The sequence below is a fragment of the Aeromonas sp. 9A genome, from assembly GCF_963900955.1.
GTDB lineage: Bacteria > Pseudomonadota > Gammaproteobacteria > Enterobacterales > Aeromonadaceae > Aeromonas > Aeromonas salmonicida.
In genome coordinates this window covers 2,875,174-2,894,802 of record NZ_CAWRFG010000001.1, presented here as the reverse complement: position 1 = coordinate 2,894,802, position 19,629 = coordinate 2,875,174, and the positions used below count along the sequence as shown (strand labels likewise).

General features: G+C 59.2%; 15 protein-coding genes and 1 other RNA gene. 15 read left to right on the top strand and 1 reads right to left on the bottom strand.

From position 1 onward, the window contains the following. Nucleotides 1–232: 232 nt before the first annotated feature. The 10 genes from AACX78_RS13470 to AACX78_RS13425 all read left to right on the top strand — a co-directional run bounded on the left by AACX78_RS13470 (nucleotide 233) and on the right by AACX78_RS13425 (nucleotide 11,069). Nucleotides 233–1,744 (top strand): CoA-acylating methylmalonate-semialdehyde dehydrogenase, encoded by a 1,512-nt coding sequence (locus tag AACX78_RS13470; protein ID WP_021140241.1) that lies wholly within the window; start codon nucleotides 233–235, stop codon nucleotides 1,742–1,744. Nucleotides 1,745–1,858: 114 nt separating this feature from the next. After that, nucleotides 1,859–3,013: an acyl-CoA dehydrogenase family protein gene (locus AACX78_RS13465; protein WP_159166496.1), complete on the top strand. Its 1,155-nt coding sequence runs from the start codon at nucleotides 1,859–1,861 to the stop codon at nucleotides 3,011–3,013. A 204-nt stretch (nucleotides 3,014–3,217) separates the two neighbouring features. Continuing rightward, a complete protein-coding gene (locus AACX78_RS13460; RefSeq protein WP_021140243.1) occupies nucleotides 3,218–4,015 on the top strand; it encodes an enoyl-CoA hydratase in 798 nt (265 codons plus the stop codon). Next, complete coding sequence (locus tag AACX78_RS13455; RefSeq protein ID WP_159166495.1) at nucleotides 4,008–5,120, top strand: enoyl-CoA hydratase/isomerase family protein; 1,113 nt, start codon at nucleotides 4,008–4,010, stop codon at nucleotides 5,118–5,120. The genes AACX78_RS13460 and AACX78_RS13455 overlap by 8 nt, the downstream gene beginning before the upstream one ends. Nucleotides 5,121–5,197: 77 nt before the next feature. Further along, entirely contained in the window at nucleotides 5,198–6,130 is a 933-nt protein-coding gene (gene mmsB / locus AACX78_RS13450; protein WP_159166494.1) for a 3-hydroxyisobutyrate dehydrogenase, read from the top strand. A 69-nt stretch (nucleotides 6,131–6,199) separates the two neighbouring features. Next, entirely contained in the window at nucleotides 6,200–6,961 is a 762-nt protein-coding gene (locus AACX78_RS13445) for an SDR family oxidoreductase (protein WP_159166493.1), read from the top strand. 389 nt (nucleotides 6,962–7,350) lie between these two features. Further along, a complete protein-coding gene (arcD, locus tag AACX78_RS13440) occupies nucleotides 7,351–8,787 on the top strand; it encodes an arginine-ornithine antiporter (protein ID WP_155603641.1) in 1,437 nt (478 codons plus the stop codon). Between the two features lie 92 nt (nucleotides 8,788–8,879). Beyond that, nucleotides 8,880–9,668: a sulfite exporter TauE/SafE family protein gene (locus AACX78_RS13435; protein ID WP_159166492.1), complete on the top strand. Its 789-nt coding sequence runs from the start codon at nucleotides 8,880–8,882 to the stop codon at nucleotides 9,666–9,668. Between the two features lie 101 nt (nucleotides 9,669–9,769). Continuing rightward, nucleotides 9,770–9,866, top strand: an RNA gene (gene ffs, locus AACX78_RS13430) — signal recognition particle sRNA small type. A gap of 84 nt (nucleotides 9,867–9,950) precedes the next feature. Next, a complete protein-coding gene (locus AACX78_RS13425; RefSeq protein WP_159166491.1) occupies nucleotides 9,951–11,069 on the top strand; it encodes a site-specific integrase in 1,119 nt (372 codons plus the stop codon). 221 nt (nucleotides 11,070–11,290) lie between these two features. Here AACX78_RS13425 and AACX78_RS13420 read toward each other — a convergent pair whose 3' ends face one another. Then, on the bottom strand, nucleotides 11,291–13,915 hold the full coding sequence (locus tag AACX78_RS13420) for a phage/plasmid primase, P4 family (protein ID WP_159166490.1): 2,625 nt from the start codon (nucleotides 13,913–13,915) through the stop codon (nucleotides 11,291–11,293). Nucleotides 13,916–14,387: 472 nt separating this feature from the next. Between AACX78_RS13420 and AACX78_RS13415 the strand changes: the two genes are divergently transcribed. Genes AACX78_RS13415 through AACX78_RS13395 form a run of 5 tightly spaced genes read left to right on the top strand, consistent with a single transcriptional unit; the run spans nucleotide 14,388 to nucleotide 19,545 of the window. Then, a complete protein-coding gene (locus AACX78_RS13415; RefSeq protein ID WP_159166489.1) occupies nucleotides 14,388–16,424 on the top strand; it encodes a type VI secretion system Vgr family protein in 2,037 nt (678 codons plus the stop codon). A gap of 1 nt (nucleotide 16,425) precedes the next feature. After that, nucleotides 16,426–17,151, top strand: a complete 726-nt coding sequence (locus AACX78_RS13410; RefSeq protein WP_159166488.1) for a DUF4123 domain-containing protein — start codon at nucleotides 16,426–16,428, stop codon at nucleotides 17,149–17,151. Then, a complete protein-coding gene (locus AACX78_RS13405; RefSeq protein ID WP_159166487.1) occupies nucleotides 17,148–17,666 on the top strand; it encodes a hypothetical protein in 519 nt (172 codons plus the stop codon). The genes AACX78_RS13410 and AACX78_RS13405 overlap by 4 nt, the downstream gene beginning before the upstream one ends. A 2-nt stretch (nucleotides 17,667–17,668) precedes the next feature. Further along, entirely contained in the window at nucleotides 17,669–19,372 is a 1,704-nt protein-coding gene (locus AACX78_RS13400) for a DUF2235 domain-containing protein (RefSeq protein ID WP_159166486.1), read from the top strand. After that, nucleotides 19,369–19,545 (top strand): hypothetical protein, encoded by a 177-nt coding sequence (locus AACX78_RS13395; protein WP_201302855.1) that lies wholly within the window; start codon nucleotides 19,369–19,371, stop codon nucleotides 19,543–19,545. Before AACX78_RS13400 ends, AACX78_RS13395 begins: the two co-directional genes overlap by 4 nt. Nucleotides 19,546–19,629: the final 84 nt, after the last annotated feature.

Sequence of the window (19,629 nt, the reverse complement as noted above, 5' to 3'; positions counted from 1 at the left end):
TTGGTTCTCACCCATCTGACCGCCCCTATGGTCGTAAACAGGGTGTCAAACTGGTCAGTCCATTTGTGAGTTAAGTTTACGTTAGCGTAAACGTAAATTGATTGTTAGTCTAAGGTAAATTTGTCGGGCGGCGGCTGCAAGGTGGCTCGTCCCCCTCCATCAACCGACCTCAAGGAGTGAGCGGCATGACAAGCCAATATCCATTGCAGCCTGCCAGCAAGGAGAGCAGGGCATGAGCAACCATCAGACCCAGTACGGCGATGTGCCGCTTTATATCGGTGGCGAGGCCTGTGCTTCTACGAGCGAGGCGTGGATCGAGGTGACCAATCCGGCGGATCAGAGCCTGCTGGCACGCGTGCCCAAAGCGACCCCGGCCGAGGTGGAGCGTGCGGTGCGCAGCGCTCACGACGCCTATCTGCTGTGGCGGGATGTGCCCGCCCCCGAGCGGGCGCGGGTCATGTTCAACTACCAGCATCTGCTCAAAGCCCATCACGATGAGCTGGCCTCCCTGCTGGCCCAGGAGACCGGCAAGAATCTGGCGGACGCCAGGGGGGATGTGTGGCGCGGCATCGAGGTGGTGGAGCAGGCCTGTGGCATCGCCAGCCAGACCATGGGGGAGACAATGGGCAACGTGGCGCGCAGGGTCGATGGCCACTCCTGGGTGCAGCCGCTGGGGGTCTGTGTCGGCATCACGCCGTTCAACTTCCCTGCCATGATCCCCCTGTGGATGTTCCCGCTGGCGGTGGCTTGCGGAAACGGCTTCGTGCTCAAGCCTTCCGAGCAGGATCCGCTTACCCCCATGCGGCTGGCCGAGCTGTTCACCGAGGCGGGAGCCCCCAAAGGCATCCTCTCCGTTGTGCACGGCGGCGCCGAGCAGGTGGATGCGCTGCTGTGTCATCCCGATGTGAAGGCGGTCAGCTTCGTCGGCTCTGCCCGGGTCGGGGCTCACGTCTATCGCACCGCCACCGAACACCTCAAACGGGCCCAGTGCTTTGTCGGTGCCAAGAACCACATGGTGATCATGCCGGATGCCAACAAGGGACAGGTGCTGAGCAACCTGGTGGGGGCCGGCGTTGGCGCGGCCGGTCAACGCTGCATGGCCATCAGTGTGGCTGTGTTTGTCGGCAGTGCCCGCGACTGGATCCCCGAGCTTGCCGCCGAGTTTGCCAAGGTAAGGCCCGGGGTCTGGCACGATCCGGAGGCGGCCTATGGTCCCCTCATCAGCCCGGAGGCGAAAGTCAGGGTAGAGGGCCTCATCGAGGCGGGGATCAAGGAGGGGGCTGAGTGTCTGCTCGATGGCCGCTTCTGCGATGTGGCGGGCTATCCGGTGGGCAACTGGGTGGGGCCGACCCTGTTTCGCGGCGTGACGCCCGAGATGCGAATCTATAAAGAGGAGATCTTCGGCCCCGTACTCGCCTGCCTGGAAGTAGACAATCTGGACGAAGCGCTGACCCTCATCAACACCAACCCCTACGGTAACGGCACCGCCATCTTCACCGGCTGCGGCGCGGCGGCCCGCAAGTTTCGCCACGAGGTGGCCGTGGGTCAGGTGGGGATCAACGTGCCCATTCCGGTGCCGCTGCCATTTTTCTCCTTCACCGGCTGGCGTGGCTCTTTTTACGGAGATCTGCACGCCTACGGCAAGCAGGCGGTGCGCTTCTATACCGAGACCAAAACGGTGACTGAGCGCTGGTTCGACGAGGATATCCCCACAGGCCCCAATATGACCATTAGCCTGCGTTAAGGGGGGCGAAAAGACACAGGACTTGGCAATGCCGACCGGCGCGAACCTGACATCAGCCTGCGTTGAGCGCGGGCCACAGAGACAACAGACAAAGGATACAAGGAAGCGGACAAGATGGATTTTACCCTGACCGAGGATCAACAGGCTTATGTCGAGGCGGCCACCGCCTTTGCCAATGAGGCGTTCAAACCCCATGCCGCCCGCTGGGACAGAGATCACGAGTTTCCCATCCCCACCATCAAGCAGGCGGCGGCGCTCGGCTTTTGCGGCCTCTATACCCCGGAACAGTACGGCGGGCTCGGTCTGCCCCGGCTCGATGCCAGCCTGATTTTTGAGCGTCTCGCCATGGGCTGCACCTCCACCACGGCTTATCTGACCATCCACAACATGGTGAGCTGGATGCTGGGCAGCTGGCTGCCTGCCGCGGTTGCCGAGGAGTGGGTGCCCAGACTCGCCAGCGGCGAACTGCTGGGCTCTTATTGCCTGACCGAGCCCGGTGCTGGCTCAGATGCGGCGGCCCTCAAGACTTGTGCGGTGCGTGACGGCGAGGACTACCTCATCGACGGCAGCAAGGTGTTCATCTCGGGGGCGGGCAGCACGGATGTGCTGGTGGTGATGGCTCGCACCGGGGGCGACGGGGCCAAGGGGATCTCCGCCTTCATGGTGCCCGCCGATAGTGAGGGGATTGTCTACGGCAAGGCGGAGGAGAAGATGGGCTGGAACAGTCAGCCGACCCGGGAGGTGGCCTTCAACGGGGTGCGCATTCCCGCCAACTATCGGTTGGGGCAGGAGGGGGAAGGCTTCAAGTTCGCCATGCAGGCGCTGGATGGTGGGCGCATCAACATCGCTACCTGCTCTGTGGGTACCGCCCAGCAGGCGCTGGACGATGCACTGCGCTATGTGCAGCAGCGCCAGCAGTTTGGCCACCCCATCAGCGAATTCCAGAGCGTGCAGTTTCGCCTCGCCGACATGGCCACCGAGCTGGCGGCGGCTCGGTTGATGGTACGCCAGGCTGCCGACAAGCTGGACAGAGGCAGTCCGGACAAGAGCGCCTGGTGTGCCATGGCCAAGCGTTTTGCCACCGATGTGGGTTATCGCGTCTGTGACGAGGCTCTGCAACTCTTTGGCGGCTATGGTTATATCCGCGAGTATCCGCTTGAGCGCTACCTGCGCGATACCCGGGTACATCGCATTCTGGAAGGCACCAACGAGGTGATGAGGTTGATCATCGCCCGTCGCCTGCTGGCGGATCCTGGTCTGTCACTGTAGTAAGGGGGGCGCCGCTTTTCCTGGAGAGCGCCAAGGCAGGTGATGGGATTGTGCATCGTCTGCCGCTTGCTGGCGAAGCCCGGCCTGTGGCTGGCGTAACATATTATCTGCCTCCGAGACGTCATCAGGCTTTGTGAGCCAGCCGAAGGTTGGCTCCATTCAACCCTGTCATCATGGGGCAGTCTCATTCACAAGGACAATGCAATGACAAGGATCAGGCTCGAATACCACGGTCACGTGGCCTATATCACCCTCGACCATCCGCCCGCCAACACCTGGACCCTGGCCAGCTTGCAGGCCTTCTTGCAGATGATGGTGGAGCTCGACAGTCGCCCCGATGTGGTGGCCTTGGTGATCCGCGGGGCAGGGGACAAGTTCTTCTGCGCCGGCGCCGATCTCAAGATGTTTGCCGATGGCGATCTGGACCATGCTCGCGAGGTAGCCGAGGCCTTTGGTCATGCCTTCGAGGCGCTGGCCCGTTTTCATGGCGTCAGCATAGCCGCCATCAATGGTTACGCCATGGGCGGCGGGCTGGAAGTGGCGCTGGCCTGCGACATCCGCATCGCCGAGCTGCAAGCCAAGCTTGGGTTGCCGGAAGCGTCCGTGGGCTTGCTGCCCTGCGCCGGTGGCACCCAGCGGCTCACAGAGCTGGTGGGGCCTGGCTGGGCCAAGCGCATGATCTTGTGCGGCGAGAAAGTCAGTGCCACCCTGGCCTACGAGATGGGGCTGGTGGAGGAGGTGGTCAAAGAAGGTCACGCCTGGGACGCGGCGCACCAGATGGCCCAGCTGGTGGAGCGTCAGAGCCCGAGCGCCCTGCGCGCCTGCAAGACCCTTATCAATCAGGGGCGCAGCGGCCCTCGTGATGCCGCCTTGCCGCTGGAGCGCAGCCTGTTCCTCGAGCTGTTTGCAGACGCCAACCAGCGTGAAGGGGTGGCGGCCTTCCTGGAGAAGCGCCCGCCCCGCTGGCAGTATGAAAAATCCAATGGAGTGACGAATGAGTGAATCGGTACGCATAGAGACCCATCCCACGGCGGACGGCCATCATATCGGCGTCTTGACCCTGGACAGCCCTGCGTCTCTCAATGCCCTGAGCCTGCCGATGATCCAGGCTCTGCAGCGCGAGCTCACGCGTTGGGAGCAGGATCCCTGCGTGGTCTGCGTGATATTGCAAGGGGCCGGCGAGAAGGCATTTTGCGCCGGTGGTGACATCCGCTCCTTCTATTACCGCAGACAGGAGGAGAGCGAGCAGGCGCTGTTTGGCTATGCGCGGGATTTCTTTGAGCAGGAGTATCGGCTCGATCACCATATCCACCGCTACGGCAAGCCCCTCATCTGTGTGGCGGATGGCATCTGCATGGGGGGGGGCATAGGCCTGTTCGCCGGCGCCGATTTTCGGGTGGTGACCGAGAAGAGCCTGTTCGCCATGCCGGAGGTGACGATCGGTCTCTATCCGGATGTGGGGGCCAGCTGGTTTTTAAGCCGGATGCCGGGGCGACTCGGGCTCTGGCTCGGTCTGACCGGCGCCCGTTTCAACGGCGCGGATGCCATTGGCCTTGGGCTGGCGGATCACGCCATCGCCAGCAGTGAGCGTGCAGCCTTGTTGCCTCGCCTGGCCGGGTTGGACTGGTGCTGCAGCCAGGCGCCCCGCGAGCAGATCGATCAGCTGTTGAGGGGCTTGCAGGCAGAGGCAGACAAAGAGTTGCCGGCGCCTGTGCTTTTGCCCCACAGGACCACAATTGACGCCCTGCTGGTCGGGCGCACCCTGCAAGGGGTGCTGGACAGCGTGTTTGATGCCAGCTTCGATCCCGATCTGGGTGAAGGGAGCCTGGCGCAGGCCCGCGAAACATGTCGCGGTGGCAGTCCCATCAGCCGCGCCATTCTGTGGCGCCAGTATTGGCAGGCGCGTCGCCAGTCGCTGGCCGAGGTGTTTGCCGATGAGCTGGCGCTGTCGGTCAATTGCGTGTTGAAAGGGGATTTTGTGGAAGGGGCACGGGCACTGCTCATCGACAAGGACAAGTCCCCCCGCTGGCAGGCGCCGCAAGCCGGCACTGACTGGCTGGATGCCTTCTATCGCTGGCCCGAAGGGAATAATCCCCTGGCGCCTTGAGTCTTCGACGGGAAGGCGTAAGGGTGGATGAACGGACACAGGTTGCTGGAGAGCCAGCACGGCAAGGAGCAAACGAGATGACAAGGATTGGATTTATCGGGCTGGGCAACATGGGGGGGCCCATGGCCGCCAATTTGGCCAGGGCGGGGCACGGGGTCCGGGTATTTGACTTGATGCCGGAGAGTGTCGCCAAGGCGATTGCAGCTGGCTGTATCGCCGCCGGGGATGCCCGCGAGGCGGTGGCCGATTGCGAGGTGGTCATCAGCATGCTGCCCGCCGGTGAGCATGTACGCGCGCTCTGGCTCGGCGAGAGTGCTGGAGAGAGGGGCGGACAGGATCTGCTGGCGGCCTTGCCAACGGGAGCCCTGGTGATCGACTGCTCCACCATAGATGTGGCGTCGGCCCGCCAGGTGGGGGAAGCGGCGAAGGTGCGGGGCATTCGCTTTGTCGATGCCCCCGTCTCGGGTGGCGTGGCGGGGGCGAGCGCAGGGACCCTCACCTTTATCGTCGGGGGTGAACTGGCGGATTTCGAAGCGGCCAGCCCCATCCTGGCCCACATGGGGCAGAACCTGTTCCATGCCGGGGCGCTGGGGGCGGGACAGATCGCCAAGATGTGCAACAACATGCTGCTCGCCATCCACATGGCGGGCACGGCCGAGGCGCTGGCGCTCGGGGTGAAGGAGGGGCTGGATCCGAGTGTGCTCTCCACCATCATGGGCAAGAGCTCGGGCAACAACTGGAGCCTGGAGCGTTACAACCCCTGGCCTGGTGTGATGGAGAACGTGCCCGCCGCCCGCAACTATCAGGGGGGCTTTATGACCCGATTGATGGTCAAAGATTTGGGACTGGCCATGGCGCTGGCCGAACATGCCCACAGCGCCGTCCCCATGGGGGCGCTGGCTCGCAACCTGTTCAACCTGCACGCAAGTCAGGGCCAGGAGAGCAAGGATTTCTCCAGCATCGTCGAGCTCTATCTGGATAAAATGCGGGATCAGTCCAAAGCCGGTTGATCTCGGGTGCTCTGCTCTCAACTCATTCACTCAATCATGTATGGCCAGACAAACTGGCAAGGAGTACCCATGGATATCAAGCAGAAGATCATCGCCGTCACGGGCGCGGGGCGGGGGCTCGGCCGGGCCATTGCCCTCAGTCTGGCCAGTCAGGGCGCCGTACTGGCGTTGATCGATGTGAATCGTGCGGATTTGGAGGTGACCGAAGCCGAGGTGCGCAGTCGCGATGGTCAATGCACACTGTTCGTCTGCAACGTGGCGAGCGAAGCCGAGGTGGAGGCGACCTTTGCCGCGATTAAAGAGCAATGTGGCGCCCTGCATGGCCTCGTCAACTGCGCGGGGATCTTGCGGGACGGCATGCTGATCAAGGTGAAAGAGGGCGAACTGGTGGAGAAGATGAGTCTGGCCCAGTGGCAGGCCGTCATCGACGTCAACCTCACCGGCACCTTCCTCTGTGGTCGCGAAGGGGCGGCCCTGATGGCCAGGGGCGGGCAGGGGGGCGTCATCGTCAACATCTCCTCCATCGCCCGTGCGGGCAACATAGGCCAGAGCAACTATGCCGCCAGCAAGGCGGGGGTGGCCTCGCTGGTTGTGACCTGGGCGCGGGAGCTGGCTCGCCACGGCATTCGGGTCATGGGCATAGCCCCCGGCGTGTTTGCCACCGACATGACGGCGGCGATGAAACCGGAGGCGATGGCGCGCATGCAGCAGGCCATCCCGGTCGGCAGTCTGGGGCAGGTGCACCAGCTGGCCGAAACCGTGCATTTTATTCTCGCCAATGACTATCTGTCCGGGCGCATGATAGAGCTGGATGGCGGCTTGCGACTCTAAATTCCGGTTGCCTTTTGCAGATGCCCCTGGCCCCTGGTACAGGGGCATTTTTATTGAAACGTTTGTCAGCAGTCGATGCTGCCGACCCAGGCTGCAATCTGCATGCCCATGCAGGTCTGATCCGGAAAAACGGGGGCCAGGTCATGGAAAAATGTGAAATATCAACGGGTCTTTCTTAATTTGAACCAGCTCACAGGCACTCGGGGTCAGTACTGTAAAATTGCGCGCGGTCAAGACGGGGCATGATTGACGGTACGAGGGATTGCGGTCGGAATAGTCATGCAATATAGTTGCCGCCTTTTTCACGGGGTACGGATTTTTCGCCCCTCCCATATTGCGCGCAGTATGAATACGGACGCTCTGCCGCCGCCTAATCAAACAGGATTGAGATGGACAAGAAACTAGGGCTTGGCGCCCTCATCTCGCTGGTGATCGGCTCCATGGTCGGCGCCGGGGTCTTCAGTCTGCCACAAAATATTGCCGCTCATGCCAGTGCCGGGGCCGTTGCCCTGGGTTGGGCCATCACGGGTCTGGGCATGATCTGCCTCGCGCTGGTTTACCAGAATCTTTCCATGCGCCGCCCGGATCTCGATGGCGGTATCTTCAGTTACGCCAAGGCCGGTTTCGGCGATTTCATCGGTTTCAACGCCGCCTGGGGTTACTGGCTCTGTCAGCTGCTGGCCAACGTCTCCTATGCCATCGTCGTGTTCAGCGCCCTGAGCTACTTCTTTGACACGCCGGACAACGTCATCTTCGGTGACGGCAACACGCCGGTGGCCATCATACTGGCCTCCATCCTGATCTGGTCGGTGCATGCGCTGGTGCTGCGCGGGATCCAGGTCGCCGCTCTGGTGAACATCATCACCACCATCGCCAAGATGGTGCCGCTCATCGTGTTCTGCGTCGCCATACTGCTCGCCTTCAACATGCAGACTTTCACCTTGGATATCTGGGGCCACGACAACGTGGCGCTGGGATCCGTGATGGATCAGGTCAAGTCCACCATGAAGGTGACGCTCTGGGTCTTCATCGGTATCGAAGGGGCTGTGGTGGTCTCTGCCCGTGCCCGTCACCGCAAGGACGTGGGCCGAGCCACCGTGCTGGCGCTGCTCGGCGCCCTGACGCTCTATGTCATGGTGACCCTGTTCTCCCTGGGGGTCATGAGTCAGCCGGAACTGGCCCAGCTCAAGAATCCCTCCACCGCCATGATCCTTGAAAAAGTGCTGGGTCCCTGGGGCGCCTGGCTCATCAACATAGGTCTGGTGATCTCCGTGATGGGGGCCTTGCTTAGCTGGACAGTGCTGGCAGCGGAAGTACCTTACATAGCCGGCAAGACAGGTGTCTTCCCCAGCTGGTTTGCCAAGGAGAACAAGAACGGCTCGCCGCAGGTGTCGCTCTGGTGTTCCACCTGTCTGGTGCAGATCTTCCTGATCATCATCTACTTCCAGAGCAGCACCTATCTGGCGCTGGTCAACATCGCCACCTCGGCGGCGCTGGTGCCCTACGTCTTCTCCGGTGCCTATGGCCTCAAGCTGGCAATGAAGGGAGAGACCTACGAGGGTCAACCCCATCAGCGCAAGCGTGACCTGCTGCTGGCACTTGTGGCCACGACTTATGGCTGCTGGCTGGTCTATGCCGCCGGTGTGGAGTATCTGCTGCTGGTAGCGCTGCTCTACAGCCCGGGCATCTTCATCTACTGGAAGGCGCGTCAACACCACGGGCTGCGCGGCCTCAACCGACTGGAGCAGGGGATGACGGCGGCCCTGCTCGGGTGCGCTGTGCTGGCCTTCTACAAGGTGATGGACGGTACCATTCCCTTGAGTTAACCGGCACAATGAAGAGATGGCCCAAGGGCCATCTCTTTTTTTATGCGCGTGTTGGCCTTGGGGCCATGGCGCTGCCTCGGGAAGGAATGTTTATGCTGTTTATGGGTTATCTGTTGCTGGGCGCGTTTGCTGGCATGCTGGCGGGACTGTTCGGCATTGGCGGCGGTCTTGTCATAGTGCCCGTGCTGGTGGTGAGCTTCAGGGCCATGGGATTTGAGCCCGACATCATCACCCATCTGGCGCTTGGCACCTCGTTGCCCACCATGATTTTCACCGGTTTCAGCTCGCTGCGGGCTCACCAAGAGGCAGGTGCGGTTGACTGGGTGATGATACGGCGCCTCGGGGTCGGCATGCTGATTGGCGCCTGGCTCGGTGGCATGACCGCCAACCAGCTCAGTGCCAGCACCCTCAATGTCATCATCGGCTGTTTCGCCTGGGCTATGGCATTGCAGATGGGGCTCAACCTCAGGCCAAAGGCGGATCGCCATCTGCCCGGCCCAGTGGGAACCGGCATAGCGGGCACCCTCATCGGCTGGATGTCGGCACTGTTCGGCATAGGCGGTGGCTCGCTGACAGTGCCTTATCTCTGCTGGAACAGTGTACCGATGCGCAACGCGGTTGCGGCCTCTGCGGCCTGCAGCATGCCCATAGCGCTGGCGGGCAGCCTCAGCTATCTCTACGCCGGTTGGGGCCATGCGGACTTGCCCGAGTGGAGTGTCGGTTTCATCTATCTGCCCGCCCTGCTCGGCATAGTGCTCACCAGCACCCAGTTTGCTCGGGTGGGCGCCAGGCTGGCACATCGACTTTCTCCCAAGCGGCTCAAGCAGGCCTTCGCCCTGCTGATGTTGCTGGTCGGGGCGAAATTCATGCTGTTTAGCTGACTCATTCGGCAGATTGTTGAAAAATAAGGCAAACGGTACGCCTGCTGGCAGAAAGCCATTGCAATGAAATGGGACTTTGCTATTCTCCTCGCCGGTGGTCCCATTGGTCCTCTCGCATTGATAACCCGTCGACCTGGTCAGATCCGGAAGGAAGCAGCCAAGGTGGGGGACTCGAGTGCCGGGATGTGGCTGGTGGGGCCACCACCTGTTTCTGCAATTCAATAAGTTAGCCTCCAAGAGCCCTTGGTCATCCACTTTGTGTGGACGACAAGGAGCTTATCGATGAATCTCTGGCTCAGTCCCCACGGCATCTGGTACTACCGGAAAGTCACCACGCTCCCCTGTGGTCGTCGTAAAGAGATCAAACAATCCCTGCGTACCCGCGACAAACTATGTGCTCGCCACAAAGTTGCCCAGCTGCTTGCCTGTGTACGGTCCAGACCGACGTCTACCGTGCCGTCTGTTGGTGCCCCAGAGGCGCCAGTAAGCCAGTCGAGCACCAAGCCGGTGGCTCGGGCGGCTAAACCGCTTGCTCCACTCCTGTCAGTCTTGAGTGACCGCTACCAGAAGGAGAAGGCCCTATCCTGGGCACCCAAGGAGCGGAAGAATCAGAAGCACTATCTCGGCTCCTTCATCGAGGCACTAGGGGATCGCCCTGTGGCTGGCTACAGTAAGGCCGACGTGGTCAAGTTCAAGGATGGGCTACTGAACTCCGGCAAGAGCCCGACCACCATCAACAAGTACCTCCAGAAGCTCTCCCTGTTGTTTAGCTGGCTGGCTAATCATCAGGAGGGGGTTGTCAACCACTTCGCCGGGCTCAAGCTACAGCGGGTCAAGGAGGTGAACTCTCGAAGTGGATACACTGCTGAAGAACGACGCCAGTTTATCGGGTGGGCTGAGCAGCAGGAGCCCCACCGAAGGTGGATAGCCCTGCTGGGCCTGTTCACAGGGGCCAGAGCCAACGAGATCTGCCAGCTCTATGCTGACGATGTGCAGCAGGTTGACGGCCTATGGTGCCTGAATATTCGCAGCGGACGACCAGACCAGAAGCTCAAGACATGCAACAGTGCTCGTCTCATTCCCCTTCACCGACACCTGCTCCAGGCTGGTTTTATCGAGTTTGTGACGGGCAGGGCAGGTGGACGACTCTTCACCGAGTTACCTCATCGTCAGGACGGATACAGCCACCTATGGGGACAGTGGTTTAGCCGCCATCGTCCGGTCGCGAAGGACTTCCACAGTCTGAGGCATACCGTGGCGACAATCCTGAAAGACCACGGGGTGCCGCTGCAGTATGCCGCCGCCATCTTGGGGCATACCAACGGGGCGATCAGCTATGACCGTTATGGTGGCGGCATCTCGGTTGAAAAGCTCAAAGAGGTGATTGAAGCGGCTCTGTAGTTGTCTGCTTATGCCGGATAAAGGAAAGGATGGGATCTGCTGTTTCTGCCGATTTTTTGGCATATTAAGAAATTTTTCTAGGAAGAAATTCATATAGAAAAGTTCTTATTTATCCTTAAGTTTCAGCAGATTGGCTACTCGAAATGAGCCATTTCCTCTTGTTGGCGGGGCAAGCAGGGAAATCAAAAACAGCAGAGGGGCCCGCAGGCCCCCCCATTGGGTTACACGATGTAGTTAGCTTCCGGTTCTGATTGTGGTTCCTGGAGGGGTGAGACCGCCAGATTGTCCATCTCGTTGTCGGTCAGAACCAATCCTACAAGGGAGACCTTGTTGTTGTGACGAGTGGTGACAAAGCCCTTCTCCGTCAGCTTCTTCTTGAGGGCGAGCTGCTTCATGACCCACTCGCCATTCTGCTGGGCCCAGCGGCCGTAAGCCGCGTAGACCTCACTCATCGGCACTCGGGCTCCTTCTCTGGCATGAGTGCACTCTTCCAGGAAGCAACCCACCAGGTCAGACTCGGCACGGTAGCTTTCAACGTCAGCCTTGAGGCGAGCAGGCGTTGACGCCTTGAGTCTCTGCTCCTGCCACATCTGGCAGCCTTTGATGGCCCAATTCAGGATGCCAGGCATCTCGGCTCGCAGCTTCTCCATCAGCATCGGGTCCAATTGTGCCTTTGTGAAAGAGGCGTTGAAGGGCAACATCAGCATCCGACGCCACATGCCATTGCTGGTATCACGGATCTCTGGCTTGTGGTTACCCACCATCACCAGGGAGAAGCATGGACGGAACTCCATCTCCTTTTTGGCGTAGGGTGCACGAGCAACAATCACATCATCCCCCGTCATGGCTTTCACCAGGTTCTCATCCATACGAGACCCCTCTGGCAGCTCGTTGGCAACCACGAGGCGGGCATCCACCAGCTTGGTCAGAGACGGGTTCGGCCCATTGCTACCGTTGCGGTTGAACAGCAAGACGTTACTGCTGATCTGCCGACTGAACTCCCCCAGCAACTGCTGAATGACCGACATGAAGGTACTCTTACCGTTGCAGCCGCCTCCGTGGAGGAAGAACAGCAGCTGTTCGTCAGTTCGACCGGTGATCCAGTAGCCGACACAGCGTTGCAGGTAGGTGGCGTACTCGCTATCCCCGCAGGTGATTTCACTGATGAACTGCTCCCATCGCGGGCAGGTAGCCGCCGGATCATATGCTACCGGGCTATGGTGAGTCATCATGAATGCCCGCCTCGGTGCCAACAGGCGACCCGTCTTAAGGTCGATGACACCATTAGCCGTGCCCAATAGCATCGGATTGGCATTCAGCTCGTGCAGTCTTGCCGTCATCATCGGCTTGGCCAGCTCCAGCATGTTCTGAATGCCTGCCCGGTTAAGGCTGCTAGAACCGTGTCTGAGCACCGTATACGCCCAAGACAGCTCCTCTTTCTTGCACGCCTGCTTGATCAGCGCCTGCCCGATGTCCTGGATCTCTTTGCCCACGGTTTGAGCAAGGGTCATGGGCGTCAAGTCATTCTGGGTCCAGTGCGTACCATCAAAGTGGATAAAGCCACCTAACTCAGGGACGAACTTCAGGTTATGTCCGTGCATCTGTACAAACCGTTCGGCGTTGGCCGAATCGTTGAGCTCGTTTTCAAAGATGGCTGTACGAGGCATGACCTTGACGACTTCAGGCTGCTGATCGTCGTCCTGAACGGCTTCGGGCTCAGCCACAGGCTCAACCTGGGTGAATACCGCCACCAGTTCCGGCAGGGGCAACGGGTTATCGCCGTGCAGATACTCGTCAATGTCCTTCACGCTATCCGGCAGCTTGACCTGAGTCAGCTTGAGGCCGAGCCGAGCCACCTTGGAGCGGTACTTGTCGCCAGCTTCGTCGGTGTCGAAGAAGGTCACGACGTCTCGGTCAGCCAGCTCACGCTCCAGCCACTCCAACTGGGTTTGTGACAGCGTCCCGATGGTGGCCAGCACAGGGCCCAGCCACCCGGCATCCACCAGCGATAGGCGGTCATTCTCGCCCTCTACCAGGGCAACTGGGCCGGAAGCATTGAGGCTTTCCTCCCCATAGAACTGAACCCCGTTAAGCCAGCAGGCGCTCGGCAGTTGGTATTGGTGCTGCTTGCTCGGGTCTTTGAAGGTGAAGCGACTGACTTGTCCGTTGCGGTCGAAGTGCGGAAACACATAGACGCCACTCGGGAAGAAGTCGCGAAGCTGGTCAGGGGCATCCTTGCGGGGCTTGACCAGACCGGAGGCCAGCCGTTCCTCTTGGCTGAACCCGGCATCCCTCAGTGCCTTGTTCAGGCCACCTGAGAAGCCGATATCCAGCTCCACCAGTACCTCCTCAGAATGATCACGAAGTTCCATCAGTTCATCTACATCCAGACGAGACTGATAGTGGCGGGCTGCCAGATTGAAGAGCTCCTGCAGGCGAGCGGGTGGGGCCGTGTAGACGGGCAGCTCCAGCTTCACCACCTTGCGGATGGTTGGGGTGACTGACAGTTTGCCCAGCAGGAGTAAACGGGCGGCGTCAGACGCCTTGTCGGCTTGACCGTACTTGACGATCAGGTCGAACACATCTCCGTTCTCCTCACAACTGAAGCAGTGGAAGCTATCGTCGTCAGGATAGAGGGTGAAGCAGTCGTTATGGCCGCACAGTGGGCAACTGGCATCGTCCAGTCGATAGGTGTTGGAGCCGACTTTCTTGACATCTTGCCCGGTCAGGGCTGAGGCGACATTCACAATGGGGAACTGCTCTTTAATGGCAGCAAAGTCGATATTCAGGGAGTGGCCAGCATCGGCCAGGGCAAATTCAAGGTCAACTTGTTGGGTTTGAGACATGGTGTCTATCCTTCGATGACCGCTGTTGGAACTAAAATCAGGTGAGTGTGTTCCAAGCAGCGGTAATCAGGTCGGGTATTGGGGCCCCCGTAGGCTGTTGACGTTGAGCCAAGGTGCAGTGTGCGGGGGCTTCTGCCCGCCGACAACCCCGACTATACGGATCGGCAGAAGCAATACAACCCCTCTTTTTTCATCCCCAAGAGCCCATTTAGCGTTTTCGTTGTGAACAACGCAAAATCCATAAATATGAAATATATTCATAACTATGGCGCCATGAACCGTACAAAAAGAATATGCAGTTTAGCGTGCCAGATTATGCTGATTTCTTGACAGAAAATGTCGCATTTGGCCAAGAGAGATTGTTTTGGCCGCTTCCGCATAGGTACAATCGAGTCGTTTTTTGAGAGTATCCACTTTATGCTTTGCCATCCGGCTACTCGTGGCTTGATTGCAAAGCACAAAGGAGTTGCTGATGGCAAATCAAACCGGACTTCAATTTACCGCAACCGTGGGGGCTCTCCCTGACAACACGTTTGTGGTCGCGGCGTTTGAGCTCGACGAACAACTGAACGCCCCTTTCTCTCTCTCCCTTGAGCTGGCTAGCTACCAGCCAGACATCGATTTCGCTGATGTGCTGGACCAGCCGTGCGAGCTGCTGGTGTGGTACAACGGTGAGCTACAGCGTCGGATCTGTGGGGTTGTGAGCGAGTTTGCTCAAGGGGACAGCGGCTTTCGCCGTACTCGCTACAGTCTTGAGGTTAAACCGGCCCTATGGCGACTGGGCCTTCGTCAAAACTCCCGCATCTTCCAGGCACAGAAGCCAGATGAAATCCTCAGTATCTTGCTGCAAGAGCACGGCATCACCGACTATGCCTTTGCTCTCAAGAGCGAGCATGCCCAGCGGGAATACTGCGTCCAGTACCGCGAAACCGACCTCGACTTCATCAACCGGCTTGCCGCTGAAGAGGGGCTGTTCTACTTCCACGAGTTCGAGCAAGGTAAGCACAGGGTGGTGTTTGCGGACGACCCTGCCGCTCTGCTCAAGGGGCCTGAGCTGTTCTTCAATACGGCCAATCAGACCCTGTCTGAGGGGGCTTTTGTTCGCAGCTTCCGCTATCAGGAAGCGGTTCGCCCCAGTGATGTCATGCTCAAGGATTACAGCTTCAAAACCCCCGCATATGCCTTGGATCATCAGAAACAGGGCAATGACTTGACGCACCAGCGGGATACCTACCAACACTTCGATTATCCCGGTCGTTTCAAGCAGGATCCGGGTGGCAAGGCGTTTACCCAACATCGGTTGGATGCCCTTCGGGCTGATGCTGCCCGTGGGCAGGGTCGCTCCAATTCGGCGGCACTGATGCCCGGTCAGACATTTACCTTGAGCGAGCACCGAAATCCGGCGCTCAACACCGGTTGGCAGGTGGTGAAGATTACCCACACTGGCAAGCAGCCTCAGGCTCTTGAAGAAGAGGGGGGGAGTGAGCCGACGGTCTACTCCAACGATTTTCAGGTGGTCAAGGCTGACCGTCCCTGGCGAGCCCTGATGCCTCACAAACCCATGGTGGATGGTCCCCAAATTGCTCGCGTGGTAGGTCCCGACGGCGAGGAGATATACTGCGACGAACATGGCCGGGTGAAGCTGCAGTTCCCGTGGGACCGCTACAGTGATGGCAACGACCAAAGCTCCTGCTGGGTTCGGGTCAGTCAGGGGTGGGCCGGTGGTCAATACGGTATGATGGCTATCCCACGTATCGGCCATGAGGTGATTGTCGAGTTCCTGGAAGGAGACCCCGACCAGCCCATCGTCACGGGCCGTACTTATCACGCCACCAACCGGCCACCTTACGAGCTACCCGCCAACAAGACCCGTACCGTGCTGCGTACCGAGACCCATCAGGGCGAGGGCTTCAACGAGTTGCGTTTCGAAGACCAAGCGGGACAGGAAGAGATCTACATCCACGGTCAGAAAGACCTGAACGTACTCATCGAAAATGATGCCGCCTGGCACATCAAGCATGACGAGCATCGGGACATCGACAATGAGCGAGTCACCCGCATTAAGGCCAACGACCACCTGACAGTCGAGGGTGAGAAGCGGGACCACATCAAGGCGGACTATTCGCTGACCGTAGATGCTTCCCTGCATCAGAAACTGGGCCAATCCCTGCTGGTTGAGGCCGGGCAAGAGGTGCACCTGAAATCAGGTAACAAAATTGTGCTGGAGGCCGGTGCCGAGCTGACTCTCAAGGTTGGCAGCAGCTTTGTGAAGGTGGACCCCAGTGGGGTGACGCTGGTTGGTCCCAGCATCAAGATGAACTCTGGCGGCAGTCCGGGATCTGGCTCTGGTTGGGCGGGTCAAATGCCGAGCCTGCCCGGTGTGGTGGAGGTCGTAGCCCCACCCAAGCCACCGTTGTTTAAGGCCATGCCGCCCCTTGAAAAACCGGTCTGCATTCCTTGCATGCTCAGAGCCATGGCTCAGGGCGATGCCGTGGTGAAGGGAGAGTAAGATGCTACCTGGATCAATCTGGCGTGAAGGAAAGACGGTAGCACTTCTCGAAGCCGCCCACCTCAGTGCCGAGCAACGAGAGAGACTGAGTGTGGGGCGGTTTTTGCCGCTCTATCTGCACGATGACCTGTTTGAGCTGGTCAATCTTGGCCCTTGGCTCTGGCAGTGCTCACAACAGGATGAAGGCTTGCTTGCCGACCTCGCCGAGCAACGGCATGTGGTCGGGCTGATTGACAGCGATCGAACTGTGGAAGCCCTGCAAGAGCAGTTGGCGCTTGGGGCAAGAGTGATAGAACCAAGCGGCAAGTACAGTATGCTGCTGCGGTTCTATACCCCTGACGCCTTGCCGTTGTTGCTTGATCAGCAGGATGCCCCCTGGCTTGGTGGCCTATTTGGCGACATCAATCGCTGGTGGTTGCGAGAGTGCAATGGCGATTGGCGTGAGCTGGCCCTCTCTATCCCTCCGGCAGCGCCTGAGCTGGTACAACTGACCCCGGCACTCTATCAGGCGCTGGAGGGCTCACCGCAAGCCCATCGTCTGCTGGCCCTTTGGCTGTCAGGGGAGAACATCGCTCAGTTTCCTCCTTGTGAGCGGATGGCCATGGTGCGTAAAGCACTCGACAAGGCCAAGCAGGCAGGGGCAACCGACGCCCAGCTCGTGCACTGGGGATTGGCCTATCTGGAAGGTGGGCGTTCAGCCCTGGAAGAACAGAAGAGACAAGCATGACAGTAGAAAGAAGTCTGACACGATTCATCTCCACGATGGCCACAGCCGCGTGGGACTTGATGCCCCGCTGGGGACGCTGGCTGAGTGCCATTATGCTGGTGCTTTGGCTGGGATGGACGTTTCTGGTGCAGGAGCGACATGGCGGGGCCTCTATCGTGCTCATGTCGGTGATTGATCGCCCAATCAGTTACGTCTATGTCAATGGCAAGATGGGTAGCAACACATTTGCGTTTGATGGATTCGGTGCTGGCGGGGGTGGACGTGCAGGCCCCTATAAGATCGATGGTGATACTGTAAAAATTGACTGGTTGCTGAGCACCACGCGGGACCAATTGGACAAGGAAGGGCTGCGGCCAGAAAAACACTCGGTCACCCTGCCCATGCCCAAGCGGGAGAAGGGGCAAGATGATTTCTGTGTACTGATGCTGCCTGACAATACCCCGATGATTCGTTGGGCCCATAGCTGCCCGGTTGAGCTGGATAGCATTGTTGATACCTATCGGACGAGGAAATAGTGATGGTGGATAGGGATGACCAGAAGTGTCGTATTGATCGGGAAGAGAGCCTGCATCAGGCGGGGATCGGCACCTGCTCGCTGGCGTTGCAGATTGGTTTCTTCTTCGATGGAACCAAGCGGAATATCTACACAGATGAAGAGATCCGGCGGCTGACCAATGTGGGACGTCTGTTTCGAGCCCATCCGCTAGAGGTAAAGGCTCCACTCACATCGTCTTATTCATACGCCAAGGTTTACATTCCCGGCTTGGGCACAGAGCTCAACGATACGACCTCTGAGCGACTGGACAGCATTCTGGATGCAAGGCAGAAGGCGTTGGCAGGGGACTATGGTGACGCCTTGATTGAGCAGGGCAAAGAAACCGTGGTTGATGCCGTCAAGGGGGATTGGAGCAAGGTCTTGACCAATAAGCTCGGCGACATGCTGACCCTGAAAAGCAGTTTCGAGGCATCCGTCTCAACGGCCAAAAATGCGGCAAAGCGAGCACTGGTCGAAGCCGTAGCTCCCATCCGGGATAATCCGTTGGTCGCTGACCTGCTGATGACCGGGGTGGATGCCAGGGTCGATTATGCCAAGAACAATTTCAAACTGGCCGTTTCTGATGTGAAGAAGCTTAACCAGCTTCCCATCAAGTTGATCCAGGTGTCAGTTTTCGGGGCCGATCTGGGGGCGGCTCTGGCCCGCCGCTTTATTGAGGAGCTGCTGGAGTCAGTCTGTACCAAGGTGGGCAACGAGAACCGTTACGAGGAGAGCAAGGTCGAGGTGATCTTCGCGGGCTTCTTCGACAGTTCACGGCGTAGCCTGCTCGATATGGGGGACACCGTTGCGGAGGTATCTGACTGGGCAGGTCTGGTGACCAAAAACCCGGCTGCTGTGCCGTTGGGCGTGGTGGCGGGCGCCAAGGTAATTGACTATAACAAGCCCCTTCACCCAGCCGTCAAGCGAGCCCTGCATCTGGTGGCTGCCCACGAGCGGCGAGACTATCGCCCACTGCTGCCCCTTGGGCCGCTCAAATCTGGTTGGCGGGAGGAACTCTGTCCTGGCATCAGCGAAGATGTTACTGGGGGCTTGCTGCCCAACGAACAGCGGCCCAGTGCCGAGCTTTGTCGGGTGCCGCTTAGAAAGATGTTTGATACCGCTCGTCAAGCTCAGGTGCCGTTCCCCAACTTCCGAACTCTGAACAAGAAAGACCCATATGTGGCGAGCTACTTCGTTATGCTGGACAACTTGGCGGGACGCTCAGTGCAGGATTTCAGCGACTATTACCAAAAGTGGGCCGGTTGGGTCGACCCGACTCCGGCAGGTTTCGAACGGCATATGAACTGTTACTGCATCTGGCTGGGAGAAAAGCTGTTTGACTACGGGGTTCGTCTCGAGGTTGCTCGTGGTAGTGAACGCGATGAGCTCAAGGAGCGGTGGAGCTGGCTTGAGCAGGTGGGCAAGGATGCTGATGACATCGTGATGTGGCAGCGTTATAACAGCAAGACTGTTCAAGCCGCCAAGCGGGTCAAATATTTCGATGAGTCGATGCGGGTTCCACGAGTTGTTGACGCGTTCTTCAACTATTTCATGCATGATTTCAGCTCGAAGGAGCTCAAGCACGCCACGCTCCACGCTCAGGCCAACACCATGCTCCGCAGCAACAACTTCTTCGTCCCCCGTGGCATTGAGACGGTGGAAGCGGATGAGGAGGCCGCAGCGTGAAGCAGTATCAAAACTGGCTGGCCCACTATCTGGTGTGCCGCCGAGACGGTGATCACGCCGTGGCCGCCAACCTGGCTCACTCTATCAGCCAGTTCTGGCAGGCTCGCGACAATGCCCCCGAACAAAAGAAATGGGAGCCGGTATGGGAAAGCCATCTGGGACAGGTCGAGTAGGCATGCCGGAACTGCTGAAATATTGGTATTTATAAGAGCTTTTCTACAGAAAAATTTACATAGAAAAGTTCTTTAAAAAACAGA